We start from the raw sequence: 13517 nt of genomic DNA, 5'->3' as shown, positions 1-13517 counted from the left end.
CTGCATCTAATAAAAGCTGCATTTACAAAAGAGAGCAGAGATGAAAATCACCAAACTCACGACCTTCATCGTTCCGCCGCGCTGGTGCTTCCTCAAGGTCGAAACCGACGAGGGCGTGACCGGTTGGGGCGAGCCTGTGGTCGAAGGGCGCGCGCACACGGTCGCCGCTGCGGTGGAAGAATTGTCCGACTACCTGACCGGCAAAGACCCACGCAATATCGAAGACATCTGGACCGTGCTCTATCGCGGCGGCTTCTACCGCGGCGGTGCGATCCACATGAGTGCGCTGGCCGGTATCGACCAGGCCCTGTGGGATATCAAAGGCAAGGCCCTCGGCGTCTCGGTCAGCGACTTGCTCGGTGGCCAGGTGCGCGACAAGATTCGCGTGTATTCGTGGATCGGCGGCGACCGTCCGGCCGATACCGCGCGTGCGGCGAAAGAGGCGGTGAGCCGCGGGTTCACTGCGGTGAAAATGAACGGCACCGAAGAGCTGCAGTTCCTCGATACCTTCGAGAAAGTCGACCTCGCGCTGGCCAACGTCGCTGCCGTGCGTGATGCGGTCGGGCCGAACGTCGGCATTGGTGTCGACTTCCATGGCCGCGTGCACAAGCCGATGGCCAAGGTACTGATGAAGGAACTCGATCCGTACAAGCTGATGTTCATCGAAGAACCGGTGCTCAGCGAAAACTACGAAGCGCTGAAAGAACTGGCGCCGCTGACCAGCACACCGATTGCTCTCGGCGAGCGCTTGTTCTCGCGCTGGGATTTTAAACGGGTGTTGAGCGAAGGCTACGTCGACATCATCCAGCCGGACGCGTCCCACGCCGGCGGCATCACCGAAACCCGCAAGATCGCCAACATGGCCGAAGCCTACGACGTCGCGCTGGCCCTGCATTGCCCGCTGGGGCCGATCGCGCTGGCAGCCTGTTTGCAACTCGACGCGGCTTGTTACAACGCGTTTATCCAAGAGCAGAGCCTGGGCATCCATTACAACGAGAGCAACGACTTGCTCGACTACGTGAAGGACCCGCGGGTGTTCGACTACGACCAAGGCTTCGTGAAGATTCCGAACGGCCCGGGGCTGGGCATCGAGATCAACGAGGAATACGTGATCGAACGCGCCGCCGTCGGCCACCGCTGGCGCAACCCGATCTGGCGCCATGCCGATGGCAGCTTTGCCGAGTGGTGAGTCTCTGACTCGCTAGCATCAGATCGTTCCCACGCTCTGCGTGGGAATGCCTCAATGGACGCTCTGCGTCCGCTGCTGGGACGCGGAGCGTCCCGGGCTGCATTCCCACGCGGAGCGTGGGAACGATCAGTTCTCCGAGGGAGAGGAGATCTGCGTCATGACCTCAACAAACACAAGAAGAGGCATCTCTCATGCAAACGCACACCCTCTCCGGGCAGGCGTCTTTAGTCACGCCTAGCCGCAAGCGGTTTTTCATCATGGTGTTGCTGTTCATCACCGTGGTCATCAACTACCTCGACCGCAGCAACCTGTCGATTGCCGCGCCGGCGCTGACCAGTGAGCTGGGCATCGATCCGGTTCACGTCGGTCTGATCTTCTCCGCTTTCGGCTGGACCTACGCCGCGATGCAGATCCCCGGCGGCTGGCTGGTCGATCGCGTGCCGCCCCGTATCCTTTACAGCGTCGCGCTGCTGCTGTGGTCGGTGGCCACAGTGATGCTCGGTTTCGTCAGCAGCTTCATCGCGCTGTTCGTGCTGCGCATGGCCGTCGGTGCGCTGGAGGCACCGGCCTATCCGATCAACAGCCGCGTGGTCACCACCTGGTTCCCTGAGCGCGAGCGCGCCACGGCGATCGGTTTCTACACCTCCGGGCAGTTTGTCGGTCTGGCCTTTCTGACCCCGGTGCTGGCGTGGCTGCAACATGAATTCGGCTGGCACATGGTGTTCGTCGCAACCGGTGCCGTGGGCATTCTCTGGGCGGTGATCTGGTACGCGGTGTATCGCGAGCCACGCAATTTCAAGGGCGCCAACGAGGCAGAAATCGACCTGATTCGTGAGGGCGGCGGGTTGGTCGATATCCAGGCCGAGACGGCCAAGGTCAAAGCCAAATTCAGCTGGACCGATCTGGGCATCGTCCTCAGCAAGCGCAAGTTGTGGGGGATCTACCTCGGCCAGTTCTGCCTGAACTCGACGCTGTGGTTTTTCCTCACCTGGTTCCCGACCTACCTGGTGAAATATCGCGGCATGGACTTCATCAAGTCCGGCCTGCTTGCATCGCTGCCGTTCCTCGCCGCGTTCGTCGGTGTGTTGTGTTCGGGATTCTTTTCCGACTTCCTGATCCGGCGTGGCTACACCGTGGGCTTCGCACGCAAGTTGCCGATCATCGGTGGGCTGTTGATTTCGACCTCGATCATCGGCGCCAACTTTGTCGAGTCGACGCCGCTGGTGATTGCCTTCCTCGCCCTGGCATTTTTCGGCAACGGTCTGGCGTCCATCACTTGGTCGCTGGTGTCGACCTTGGCGCCGGCGCGTTTGCTCGGTCTGACCGGTGGCGTGTTCAACTTCATCGGCAACCTGTCGGCGATTGCTACGCCGATCGTGATCGGCTTCCTCGCCAGCGGTGATTCGTTCGCCCCGGCGATCACCTACATCGCCGTGCTCGCGCTGGTCGGTGCCTTGTCCTACGTGCTGCTGGTGGGCAAGGTCGAGCGTATCGAGTTGTAGTGCTCAGCGTCGGGCGACCATAATGCCGCCCGTTCCTTCGCTCAACGGTAAAAGGCTGGATATGCAGGAAGACGCCCCGGAAAAAACCAAGGACGCCGCGCCCACCGGCACCCAGACGCTGCTGCGCGGCCTCGGTGTAGTCCAAGCGGTGGCCAGCGGCGCGCGTGATCTCAAGGAGATTGCCCGGCTGATCGGCACCACGCGCAGCACCACCCATCGTCTGGCCAGTTGTCTGGTCGACGAGCGCTATCTGCGCGTGGTCCCGCAGATCGGTTATCTGCTTGGGCCGAAGCTGATCGAACTGGGTTTTCAGGCCCGCGAAGAGTTGCCTCTGGTGACCCTCGCCGGGCCGTATCTGGACGAGTTGTCGGCGCTGACCGGCGACACCGTGCACTTGGGCATTCGCGAAGGCGATGAAGTGCTGTATCTGCTGAAGAATCCGGGGCGCAATGGCCCGGAAATGCGCTCGCGGGTCGGCCATCGCATGCCGCTGGTGCGCACCGGGATCGGCAAGGCATTGATGCTCGATGACTCGCCGCAGGATTGGCGGCGGCTGTACGACATCAGCCTGCCGGCGGGTGGCAAAAGCCAGTTCTGGCCGCAGCATCCCCAGCAGTCGTGGGAACAGCTGGAGCAGCGCATGGGCGAATACGTCGCCGGTGGCTACGCCTTCGATCTGGAAGACAACGAACCGTCGATCCGCTGCGTGGCGGCGCCGATTCGTGATGCGAGCAAGGGCATTGTCGCCGCGATCAGTATCGCCAGCACGGTGCCGTACATGCCGCTGGAAAAAATGGCCGAGTTGATCCCCCTCCTCAAAGGGGTCACAACCCGGCTGTCGGCGGAGCTTGGTTTGAAGGTCTAGCGTTGAGGTTCAGGCCTTCAGCGTCGCCATGTCGATGACGAAGCGGTACTTCACGTCACCGGCAATCATCCGCGCGTAGGCTTCGTTGATATTGCGGATGTCGAGCATTTCGATGTCGCAGGTGATGTTGTGCTCGGCGCAGAAATCCAGCACTTCCTGGGTTTCGGCGATACCGCCAATCAAGGAGCCGGCCAGCACGCGACGGCTCATCACCAGTTTGCCAGCGTGGACCGGCGGGTTCACCGGCTCGATCAGCCCGACCAGAATGTGCACACCGTCGAAACGCAGGGTGTCGAGGTACGGATTGAGGTCGTGCTGCACCGGAATGGTGTCGAGCAGGAAGTCGAAGTAACCGGCCGCGGCCTTCATCTGCTCGGCATCGGTGGACACGATCACATGATCGGCGCCCTGACGGCGACCTTCTTCCGCCTTGCTCGCCGAACGGGTGAACAGCGTGACTTCTGCGCCCATGGCTTTGGCGAATTTGATGCCCATGTGGCCGAGGCCGCCCATGCCGAGAATCCCGACCTTGTCACCGGCCTTGACGCCGTAGTGCTTGAGCGGCGAGTAGGTAGTGATACCGGCGCAGAGAATCGGTGCGGCGCTGGCCAGTGCCAGGCGTTCCGGGATACGCACGACAAAGTGTTCGCTGACCACGATGCTGTCGGAATAACCGCCCATGGTGTTGCTGCCATCGACCCGGTCCGGGGTGGCGTAAGTCATGGTCGGGCCTTCGAGGCAATATTGCTCGAGGTTCGCCTGGCAGGCTTCGCAACTGCGGCAGGAGTCGACCATGCAGCCGACGCCAACCAGATCGCCTACCTTGTGACGGGTGACATTCGCACCGACTGCGGTGACTTTTCCGACGATCTCATGGCCGGGCATCAGCGGGTAAACGGCGATGCCCCATTCGTTGCGGGCCTGATGGATGTCGGAATGGCAGACGCCGCAGTAGAGAATTTCGATCGCCACGTCGTCGGCGCGCGGACTGCGGCGTTCGAATTTCATCGGGGCGAGGGGAGTGGTGGCCGATTGGGCGGCATAGCCGATGGCGGTGTACATGGGTGACCTCGCAAAAACAGTGACAAGTGAGGCGGTGAATTCTGGGCGCCAGACGCGGGTGCGGCCATGACGATTTCTCCGGGTCTCATGCCTAATCCTCCGGCATGCAGGTTTCGGCGATCGCATTGGCCAGCGGATCTGCGATGATGTTTTCATCCCTTTTTCCGTGATTTTTACGAAGACCTATTCAATGCAGTTGACCCGTCATCTTGATGCCAACGCCCGCCTGGTTTCGCTGATCGAACCGCTGGCGCTGCGTGATGGCTACAGCCAGACCGGCCTGCCCGGTGTGCAGATCCTGCGCGCCAGTTGCGACGTCGCCCGTGGCCCACATATCTACGAGCCGAGCCTGATGATCATCGCTCAGGGCAGCAAACTGGCGTTTCTCGGCCCGCGCACCATGGAATACGGCGCGGGGCACTACCTGATTCAGGCGTTGCCGGTGCCGTTCGAATGTGAAACCTTTGCCTTGCCCGATGCGCCATTGCTCGGCGTGTCGGTGGCGATCGATCGCGTCCTGCTCGGCGAACTGGTGCTGGCCATGGGGCTGGCGCCGGGGCGGCACATTCCGGCGCAGACACCGGAGTCGATGACCTCGGTGGTGCTCGACGACGGCATGCGCGGTTGCGTCGAACGGCTGCTTAGCTGTCTGCACGATCCGCTGGAATGCCAGATTCTCGGTCCGGCGCGAGTGCGCGAGTTGTTGTTCGTCGCGCTGCGCGGGCCACAGGCGGATGTGTTGCGTGCGTTGGTCGAACAGCAAGGGCAATTCGCCCGGGTGGCGGCATCGATCAGTCATCTGCATGCGCATTACACCGAGCCGCTGAATGTCGAGACACTGGCCGGGTGCGCAAACATGAGCGTGTCGACCTTTCACGAGCATTTCAAACGCAGCACGTTGTTATCGCCGGTGCAGTATCTCAAGCGCTTGCGCTTGTTGAAGGCGCAGACGTTGCTGGTGGCGGAAGGGTTGGGTGTCGCGCAGGTGGCGCATCGGGTGGGGTATCAGAGCACGTCGCAGTTCAGCCGCGAGTACAAACGTTACTTCGAGCGCAGCCCAGGAGACGAGCGCGCTGCTTGAGCCGACGATAATCCGCTGTGTGAGCGAGCCTGCTCGCGAAGGCGGTGTATCAGTCGACATCATCTTTATATGACACACCGCTTTCGCGAGCAGGCTCGCTCCCACAGTTGGTTTGTGGTGTCGGGGAAATTTTGGGCAACAAAAAGGCCCCCATTTCGGGAGCCTTGTTGTTCGGGGTTTCGACTTACATGTTCGGGTAAGTCGGGCCGCCGGCGCCTTCCGGCGCTACCCAGGTGATGTTCTGCGCAGGGTCCTTGATGTCACAGGTCTTGCAGTGCACGCAGTTCTGGGCGTTGATCTGGAAGCGCTTCTCGCCGTCTTCCTTGGTGATCACTTCGTACACGCCGGCCGGGCAGTAGCGCTGCGCCGGTTCGTCGTACAGCGGCAGGTTCTTGCTGATCGGGATGCTCGGGTCGGTCAGTTTCAAGTGGCACGGCTGTTCTTCTTCGTGGTTGGTACCGGAGATGAACACCGAGCTGAGTTTGTCGAAACTCAGTTTGCCGTCAGGTTTCGGATAGTCGATCTTCTTGCAGTCGGCCGCGAGCTTGAGGCAAGCGTAATCCGGCTTGGTGTCGCGCAGGGTAAACGGCAGTTTGCCGCCGAAGATGTTCTGGTCGAGCCAGTTGAAACCACCACCGATGATCGCGCCGTACTTGTGAATCGCCGCGCCGAAGTTGCGGCTGGCGAACAGTTCTTCGTGCAGCCAGCTGTTCTTGAATGCGTCGACATAAGTCGTCAGTTCGACCGTGCAATCCTGCTCGGCGAACAGCGCGTCTGCGACCGATTCAGCCGCGAGCATGCCGGACTTCATCGCGGTGTGGCTGCCTTTGATCTTGGCGAAGTTCAGGGTGCCGAGGTCGCAACCGATCAGCGCGCCGCCCTTGAAGACCATTTTCGGCAGCGAGTTCAGGCCGCCCTTGGCGATGGCGCGGGCGCCGTAGCTGACGCGCTTGCCGCCTTCCAGGTATTGCTTGAGCACCGGGTGATGCTTGAGGCGCTGGAATTCGTCGAACGGCGACAGGTAAGTGTTGCTGTAGGACAGGTCGACGATCAGACCGACCACCACCTGATTGTTTTCCAGGTGATAAAGGAACGAGCCACCGGTGTTCTCGGTGCCCATGATGTCCAGCGGCCAGCCGGCGGTGTGCACCACCAGGCCTGGCTGATGCTTGGCCGGATCGATTTCCCAGATTTCCTTCAGACCGATGCCGTAATGCTGAACGTCCGCATCGCTGTCGAGGTTGTAGCGCTTGATCAGTTGCTTGCCGATGTGGCCACGGCAGCCTTCGGCGAACAGCGTGTACTTGCCACGCAGTTCCATGCCCGGGGTGTACAGGCCTTCTTTCGGATGGCCTTCGCGGTCGACGCCCAGATCACCGGTGATGATCCCGCGCACTACGCCGTTTTCGTCGATCAGCGCTTCCTGAGCGGCGAAGCCCGGGTAGATTTCCACACCGAGGTTTTCGGCCTGCTGAGCCAGCCAGCGGCACAGATTGCCGAGGGAGATAATGTAGTTGCCTTCGTTGTGCATGGTCTTGGGCACAAAGAAGTCAGGAATCTTCTGCGCGCTGTCGGCGTTTTTCAGCACGAAAATGTCATCGCGTGTTACTGGCGTGTTCAGCGGCGCGCCGAGTTCTTTCCAGTCCGGGAACAGTTCGTTCAGGGCGCGGGGTTCGAACACCGCACCGGAGAGGATGTGCGCGCCGACTTCGGAGCCTTTTTCGACCACGCAGACGCTGATTTCCTTACCGGCGTCAGCGGCCTTCTGCTTCAAGCGGCAGGCGGCGGACAGACCAGCGGGGCCGGCACCGACGATGACGACGTCGAATTCCATGTATTCGCGTTCCACAGGCTATCTCCTACTCAAGGCTCAACAGTTTTTTTTCTAATATGGAGGTTTGATCTCGCATCCATATTGCCTTTACGTTAACGTCAAAGGGAATATTGGCGAATCCACCTTTCTCTCTAGGCGGCGCATTATATCTACACCACTCCCAGCGTCCAATACAAACGTTTGTTTGAATCGACTCCAGCCCTGATAAATCAAAGAAGCGCGGCTTATGACAGGGCATTTTGGCGTATTGACCAGAATGGGCGTTCCGGTCAAGATACGGGCGGTTTTGCGCTCGCCGTAGGCAGACTGGCGGTTTCAAGAGCACCTCTAAAGACAGGGCACAGGCAGTAGACGGTGATGCGCAGCGCAAGTCCGGCGCGCAGTTTACACAGCGTGAGAATGAATGACCCGACAGTCAGCCCTGACGAACGGTCATCAGCCTTCGCCAAGTGAATCACCTCACATTCAAGCCGGCGTTTTTAGAGGTGCCCTTGTCGCCCGATGAGCATCATCCGCCAGGTTCGCCTAGGCGACTTTCTTTTCACCGGAGAGTAACGAGGAATCCATGAAGGTTCTTGTAGCTGTCAAACGCGTTGTGGATTACAACGTCAAGGTCCGCGTCAAGGCGGACAATTCCGGCGTCGACCTCGCCAACGTCAAGATGTCGATGAACCCATTCTGCGAAATCGCCGTGGAAGAAGCCGTACGCCTGAAAGAGAAGGGCGTTGCGACTGAAATCGTCGTCGTCTCGATCGGCCCGACCACCGCTCAGGAGCAGCTGCGTACCGCACTGGCTCTGGGTGCCGACCGCGCCATCCTCGTCGAATCCGCTGAAGACCTGACTTCGCTGGCCGTGGCCAAGCTGCTCAAGGCCGTCGTCGACAAGGAACAGCCTCAGCTGGTGATCCTTGGCAAACAGGCGATCGACAGCGACAACAACCAGACCGGTCAGATGCTCGCTGCACTGAGCGGCTACGGTCAGGGCACGTTCGCTTCGAAAGTCGAAGTCTCCGGCGACAGCGTTGCCGTGACCCGCGAGATCGACGGCGGCGCGCAGACCGTTTCGCTGAAACTGCCGGCCATCGTCACCACCGACCTGCGTTTGAACGAGCCGCGCTATGCGTCTCTGCCAAACATCATGAAAGCCAAGAAGAAGCCTCTCGAAGTGCTGACTCCGGACGCTTTGGGCGTTTCCACCGCCTCCACCAACAAGACTCTGAAAGTCGAAGCGCCGGCAGCACGCAGCGCAGGCGTCAAGGTCAAGTCGGTGGCTGAACTGGTCGAGAAACTGAAAAACGAAGCGAAGGTAATCTAAAAATGACTATCTTGGTAATCGCTGAACACGACAACAAAGTGCTGGCCCCGGCCACACTGAACACCGTGGCCGCTGCTGCCAAAATCGGCGGCGACATCCACGTTCTGGTGGCAGGTCAGGGCGCTGGCCCGGTGGCCGAAGCCGCGGCGAAAATCGCTGGCGTGAGCAAAGTCCTCAACGCTGACAACGCCGCCTACGCGCATCAGTTGCCAGAGAACGTAGCTCCGCTGGTTGCAGAGCTGGGCGCTGGCTACAGCCATATCCTGGCTGCCGCGACCTCCAACGGCAAAAACATCCTGCCGCGCGTTGCTGCTGCGCTGGACGTTGACCAGATTTCCGAGATCATCTCGGTGGAAAGCGCTGACACTTTCAAGCGCCCGATCTATGCCGGCAACGCCATCGCTACCGTGCAATCGACTGCTGCGATCAAAGTGATCACCGTGCGTGCCACCGGTTTCGACCCGGTTGCCGCTGAAGGTGGTTCGGCTGCCGTTGAAGCGGTTGGTGCCGCGCACGACGCTGGTACGTCGAGCTTCGTCAGCGAAGAGCTGGCCAAGTCCGATCGTCCTGAGCTGACCGCTGCCAAGATCGTCGTTTCCGGCGGTCGCGGCATGCAGAACGGCGACAACTTCAAACATCTGTACGCTCTGGCCGACAAGCTCGGCGCTGCCGTCGGTGCCTCGCGCGCCGCGGTCGACGCAGGTTTCGTACCGAACGACATGCAGGTCGGTCAGACCGGCAAGATCGTTGCGCCACAGCTGTACATCGCCGTCGGTATCTCCGGCGCGATCCAGCACTTGGCCGGCATGAAAGACTCCAAAGTGATCGTTGCGATCAACAAGGACGAAGAAGCGCCGATCTTCCAGGTGGCCGATTACGGTCTCGTGGCGGATCTGTTCGAAGCAGTACCTGAGCTGGAGAAGCTGGTCTAATCCGGCGGCTTCACTTATAAAGAGCCCGGCCTGTTGGTCGGGCTTTTTTTTGTCTCGGATTTGAGAGGGGAGCGGTTGGCCATGGATCTGCGCTGCGGATGGTTGTTGGGTTTGATGCTGTTGCCGGGTTTGGTCTTGGCCGCTGGCAAGTGCGAGCGCCTGGTCGTCACCGGCAGCCCGGATGCGCCGCCGTACCTTTGGCAGGACCCGCAGAACCCCAAGCAATTGATCGGTGCCAGTGCCGATCTGTTGCAGCAAGTGGCCAAGGACCTCGGCATCAAAGTCGATCTGCTGTATGCCGGCAAACGCTCGCAAGCGCTCGACGAAGTGCGCAGCGGGCGCATGGACATGCTCGCCGACGCGCCGTTGACCGTGAATGAGCTGGAAAACCTCGACTACATCCATCCACCACTGCTGGAAAACGACTACCTGGTGTGGACGCGCAAAGGCTCGACGCTGACCTATGCCGAGGCCAGCGACCTTAAAGGCCAGGCCGGCGCGGTGTCGGAAAAGTCTCGAATGACCCAGGCATTCGGCACTTTCGCCGAGCAGAATCTGACCCTGACCCGCACGGCAAACCTTACCCAGGCACTACAGAAACTGCTGTTGGGCGAGGTGGAATATGTCCTCGCCGGGCGCTACTCAGGCCTGGCCGCCGCGCAGACATTGGGCATGACCAGCGATCTGTTGGCGTTCGAGCAACCCATCGATCGACCGGGACTGTTCCTCGCGGTTTCCCACAATTCAGCCTGCAACGATCCGTGGTTGCGCGGACAGCTCGCCAAAAAGATGACAGAATTGCCCGCGTCCGGACTGACGGAAGCCGCGCTGCAACGCAACATCGAGCGCTGGAAGGCGCAACAGCAACAGCCGCCACAACCTGTCAGTGCCCCAAAACAGTAGGGATTCTTAGTGAGTATTCGACCTCTTTTCGCGGCTGTGGCCGTTCTGGCCCTGGCCGGGTGCGCAACCGATCCGGCACCCAGTGAACAAATGCGTTTGACCGAACAAGCTATCGCGCAGGCCAAGGCAGTCGGCGCCACCGCTGACGAAGTGCCGGAAATGCAGATGGCCGAGACCAAATACAACCGTGCCAAAGGCAATATGGCGGACGAGTCCTATCGCAACGCGCGCATGCGTGCCGAGCAGGCCGAACTGGATGCGCGTCTGGCCGAAGCCAAGGTGCTGACGAAAAAAGGCGAAGAGCAACTCAATGTGCTCAATACCCGCATTGTCCGCCTGCGCAAGCAGCTGCAACTGGGGGAAGCGCAATGAGCCTGAAGTCCAACGCCGTCGGCATTCTGCTCCTCGCCGGTTGCGCCAGCCTGTACGGCTGCGCCGGCCAGCACAGCGAGGCGGCACTGCAACAGGCCAGTGCTGATTTCCAGAAGGTCAAGGAAGATTCCAACGTGCTGCGCATCGCGCCGAAAGATGTGATCCGCGCCGGCGAATCCCTGGCCCGTGCCGATCGGCTGTCGACCTATTGGGGCAGCGGTGCCGACGTTGTGCATTACGCCTACCTGAGCCAGCGCTACAGCGAAATCGCCCGCGAGCACACCAACCAGGCGCTCAACGAGGAACGCGCGGCCAAGCTCGAACTTGAGCGGCAACGTCTGCAACTGGCCTTGCGCGAATCGAAGCTGCTCAGCGTGCAGCAGCAGGGCAAGTGGCTGGAGGAACAGATCGTGGCGCTGGCCACCACACAGACCGATCGCGGTCTGGTGATGACCCTCGGCGACGTGTTGTTCGACACCGGCCATGCGGAACTGAAAAACTCGGCCAACCGTGTCGTGCTGAAAATCGTCCAGTTCCTGCAACTGAACCCCAAGCGCGTCGTACGCATCGAGGGTTATACCGACAGCACCGGTGGCAAACAGGAAAACCTCAAACTGTCTCGCGATCGTGCGCAATCGGTGGCTGACGTGCTGGTCGATCTGGGTATCGACGAAAAACGCATTCAGGTCGAAGGTTACGGCGACCAGTTCCCGGTCGACGCCAACGCCTCCGAGCGCGGCCGGGCACAGAACCGCCGCGTGGAAATTGTTTTCTCCGACGAAAAAGGCCAGCTCGGCGCCGCCCGCTGAGGGTTGCGTCTCTGGGAAGCCCGGACTGTCATGCAGTGCCGGGCTTTTTTACATCTGTCGATTGCCGCGCAAAACCGTACAGACAGGGCAGACACCACACTGTACGGTCGAGTAATCTGGCAACTGTCCCAGTACACTTCTAAACTGTTCCGGTATTGTTCCCGACAAGAATAAAACGCCCGTGAAATCGAGTGCTGCGTCATGACCAATCTCTTGCTCTACCAACGTATTGCTCAGCAACTGGCTGAGGACATCCGCCGTGGTGTCTATCAACCGGGGGAGCGCGTGCCTTCGGTGCGCAAGATGAGTTCGCAGCTCAACGTAAGCCACGCGACGGTGTTGCAGGCATATGCCAACCTCGAAGATCAGGGCCTGATCCGCGCCCGTCCGCAATCGGGTTATTACGTACACCAGACCCCCGCGCTGACCGCGCCGACGCCGGACATCGCCCGGGTCGAGCGGCCGGGGCTGGTCACCCGCAGCAGCATCATTCAACAGGTGCTGGTCGAATCCCGCCGCGAAGGCGTGTTTCCGCTGGGCGCTGCGGTGCCCAGCGTTGACTACTTGCCGGTGCGCGCGCTGCATCAGCAACTGGCCAAGGTCACCCGGTTCCACAGTCCGCGGGCGTTCAGCTACATGTTCAGCCCCGGTTTTGAACCGCTGCGCCGGCAGGTCGCGATTCGCATGCGTGACGCCGGCGTGGTGGTCGATCCGTCGGAAGTGGTGATCACCCACGGCTGTGTCGACGCCTTGCAGATGTCGTTGCGCGTGCTGACCCGCCCGGGCGATCTGATCGCTGCCGAATCGCCGACCTATTACGGCCTGCTGCAACTGGCCGATCTGCTCGGCCTGAAAGTCATCGAAATCCCCAGCGATCCCGCCACTGGTATGAGCCTGGAGGCCTTGCAGCTGGCCGCCAATCAATGGTCGATCAAGGCGCTGGTGCTGACCACGCGCCTGAGCAATCCTCTCGGCGGGACCATGCCGGAAGAGCGACAGAAACAGTTGCTGCGGCTGGCCTCGGATTTCGACATTCAGATTGTCGAAGACGATATCTACGGCGAACTGATGTTCGAACAGGGGCGCACCAAGGCGCTGAAGGCCTACGACCGGCTGGATCGGGTGATCTACTGCTCAAGCTTCTCCAAAACTCTGTCGCCAGGTGTGCGCATCGGCTGGATGATCGCCGGCAAGTACCAGCAGGAAATCCAGCGCCTGCAAACCTTCAGCACCCATTCGGCGTGCAGCGTTACGCAAATGGCGATCGCCGCCTATCTGGAAAACGGCGGTTATGACCGGCATTTACGCTACATCCGCCAGGAATACCGAAAAAACCTCAGTGCGTTCCAGCTGGCGGTGCAGCAGCACTTTCCCGAGGGCACGCAAATGTCCCGGCCCACCGGCGGTTTCATCCTCTGGGTGAGCTTGCCGGGGCGGGTCAATACCCAGGAATTGCATGTTCGCGCGCTGCAACAAGGCATCAGCATTGCACCGGGGCTGATCTTCAGTAACACCGAGCAGTTCAATCACTGTATTCGCCTGAACTGCGGCATTCCCTGGAACCGCGAGGCAGAACGGGCGCTGATGACGCTGGGTCTGTTGGCGACACAACTGTGTCAGGAAACCGCTGGCGGATTCTGAACGAGGGGGCAG

General features: G+C 60.6%; 12 protein-coding genes. 10 read left to right on the top strand and 2 right to left on the bottom strand.

Annotation, left to right across the window (positions count from 1 at the left end):
- Positions 1–40: 40 nt before the first annotated feature.
- The 3 genes from dgoD (at position 41) to GXB78_RS10735 (ending at position 3556) form a co-directional block, all read left to right on the top strand.
- Positions 41–1189 (top strand): galactonate dehydratase, encoded by a 1149-nt coding sequence (gene dgoD / locus GXB78_RS10745; protein WP_329515366.1) that lies wholly within the window; start codon positions 41–43, stop codon positions 1187–1189.
- Positions 1190–1380: 191 nt separating this feature from the next.
- Positions 1381–2691 carry an MFS transporter gene (locus GXB78_RS10740; protein WP_329515365.1) on the top strand — a complete coding sequence of 437 codons (1311 nt, stop codon included), beginning with the start codon at positions 1381–1383 and terminating at the stop codon, positions 2689–2691.
- A gap of 61 nt (positions 2692–2752) precedes the next feature.
- Entirely contained in the window at positions 2753–3556 is an 804-nt protein-coding gene (locus tag GXB78_RS10735; RefSeq protein ID WP_016770958.1) for an IclR family transcriptional regulator, read from the top strand.
- Between the two features lie 9 nt (positions 3557–3565).
- Here GXB78_RS10735 and GXB78_RS10730 read toward each other — a convergent pair whose 3' ends face one another.
- Positions 3566–4618: an NAD(P)-dependent alcohol dehydrogenase gene (locus tag GXB78_RS10730; RefSeq protein WP_039760107.1), complete on the bottom strand. Its 1053-nt coding sequence runs from the start codon at positions 4616–4618 to the stop codon at positions 3566–3568.
- Between the two features lie 190 nt (positions 4619–4808).
- On the opposite strand from GXB78_RS10730, the gene GXB78_RS10725 reads away from it, so the two are divergent.
- The gene (locus GXB78_RS10725) at positions 4809–5699 is read left to right on the top strand and encodes an AraC family transcriptional regulator (RefSeq protein WP_016770956.1); all 891 of its coding nucleotides are present in this window, start codon (positions 4809–4811) and stop codon (positions 5697–5699) included.
- Between the two features lie 184 nt (positions 5700–5883).
- On the opposite strand, the gene GXB78_RS10720 is transcribed toward GXB78_RS10725, so the two are convergent.
- Positions 5884–7548 carry an electron transfer flavoprotein-ubiquinone oxidoreductase gene (locus tag GXB78_RS10720; RefSeq protein ID WP_039760105.1) on the bottom strand — a complete coding sequence of 555 codons (1665 nt, stop codon included), beginning with the start codon at positions 7546–7548 and terminating at the stop codon, positions 5884–5886.
- 550 nt (positions 7549–8098) lie between these two features.
- Between GXB78_RS10720 and GXB78_RS10715 the strand changes: the two genes are divergently transcribed.
- The 6 genes from GXB78_RS10715 (at position 8099) to GXB78_RS10690 (ending at position 13505) form a co-directional block, all read left to right on the top strand.
- A complete protein-coding gene (locus tag GXB78_RS10715) occupies positions 8099–8848 on the top strand; it encodes an electron transfer flavoprotein subunit beta/FixA family protein (RefSeq protein ID WP_253504288.1) in 750 nt (249 codons plus the stop codon).
- Between the two features lie 2 nt (positions 8849–8850).
- Positions 8851–9780, top strand: coding sequence for an electron transfer flavoprotein subunit alpha/FixB family protein (locus tag GXB78_RS10710; protein ID WP_016770954.1), 930 nt, complete (start codon positions 8851–8853; stop codon positions 9778–9780).
- Positions 9781–9861: 81 nt separating this feature from the next.
- Positions 9862–10683, top strand: coding sequence for a substrate-binding periplasmic protein (locus GXB78_RS10705; protein WP_329515364.1), 822 nt, complete (start codon positions 9862–9864; stop codon positions 10681–10683).
- A gap of 9 nt (positions 10684–10692) precedes the next feature.
- A complete protein-coding gene (locus GXB78_RS10700) occupies positions 10693–11055 on the top strand; it encodes a DUF4398 domain-containing protein (RefSeq protein WP_329515363.1) in 363 nt (120 codons plus the stop codon).
- The gene (locus tag GXB78_RS10695) at positions 11052–11864 is read left to right on the top strand and encodes an OmpA family protein (RefSeq protein WP_329515362.1); all 813 of its coding nucleotides are present in this window, start codon (positions 11052–11054) and stop codon (positions 11862–11864) included. Before GXB78_RS10700 ends, GXB78_RS10695 begins: the two co-directional genes overlap by 4 nt.
- Before the next feature lie 201 nt (positions 11865–12065).
- On the top strand, positions 12066–13505 hold the full coding sequence (locus GXB78_RS10690; RefSeq protein ID WP_024013893.1) for an aminotransferase-like domain-containing protein: 1440 nt from the start codon (positions 12066–12068) through the stop codon (positions 13503–13505).
- Positions 13506–13517 lie beyond the last annotated feature (12 nt).

Source organism: Pseudomonas moraviensis subsp. stanleyae, assembly GCF_036283065.1.
Taxonomy (GTDB): Bacteria; Pseudomonadota; Gammaproteobacteria; order Pseudomonadales; family Pseudomonadaceae; genus Aquipseudomonas; species Aquipseudomonas stanleyae.
Note: the sequence above shows the minus strand (reverse complement) of the source record. Positions and strands in the feature narration are given on the sequence as shown.

What these genes read in the sequence shown, in the direction of transcription:
- GXB78_RS10695 (WP_329515362.1), top strand. Translation starts at nt 11,052, where the DNA reads ATGAGCCTGAAGTCCAACGCCGTCGGCATTCTGCTCCTCGCCGGTTGC.
- GXB78_RS10715 (WP_253504288.1), top strand. Translation starts at nt 8,099, where the DNA reads ATGAAGGTTCTTGTAGCTGTCAAACGCGTTGTGGATTACAACGTCAAG.
- GXB78_RS10730 (WP_039760107.1), bottom strand. Translation starts at nt 4,618, where the DNA reads ATGTACACCGCCATCGGCTATGCCGCCCAATCGGCCACCACTCCCCTC.
- GXB78_RS10690 (WP_024013893.1), top strand. Translation starts at nt 12,066, where the DNA reads ATGACCAATCTCTTGCTCTACCAACGTATTGCTCAGCAACTGGCTGAG.
- dgoD (WP_329515366.1), top strand. Translation starts at nt 41, where the DNA reads ATGAAAATCACCAAACTCACGACCTTCATCGTTCCGCCGCGCTGGTGC.
- GXB78_RS10710 (WP_016770954.1), top strand. Translation starts at nt 8,851, where the DNA reads ATGACTATCTTGGTAATCGCTGAACACGACAACAAAGTGCTGGCCCCG.
- GXB78_RS10705 (WP_329515364.1), top strand. Translation starts at nt 9,862, where the DNA reads ATGGATCTGCGCTGCGGATGGTTGTTGGGTTTGATGCTGTTGCCGGGT.
- GXB78_RS10740 (WP_329515365.1), top strand. Translation starts at nt 1,381, where the DNA reads ATGCAAACGCACACCCTCTCCGGGCAGGCGTCTTTAGTCACGCCTAGC.
- GXB78_RS10735 (WP_016770958.1), top strand. Translation starts at nt 2,753, where the DNA reads ATGCAGGAAGACGCCCCGGAAAAAACCAAGGACGCCGCGCCCACCGGC.
- GXB78_RS10725 (WP_016770956.1), top strand. Translation starts at nt 4,809, where the DNA reads ATGCAGTTGACCCGTCATCTTGATGCCAACGCCCGCCTGGTTTCGCTG.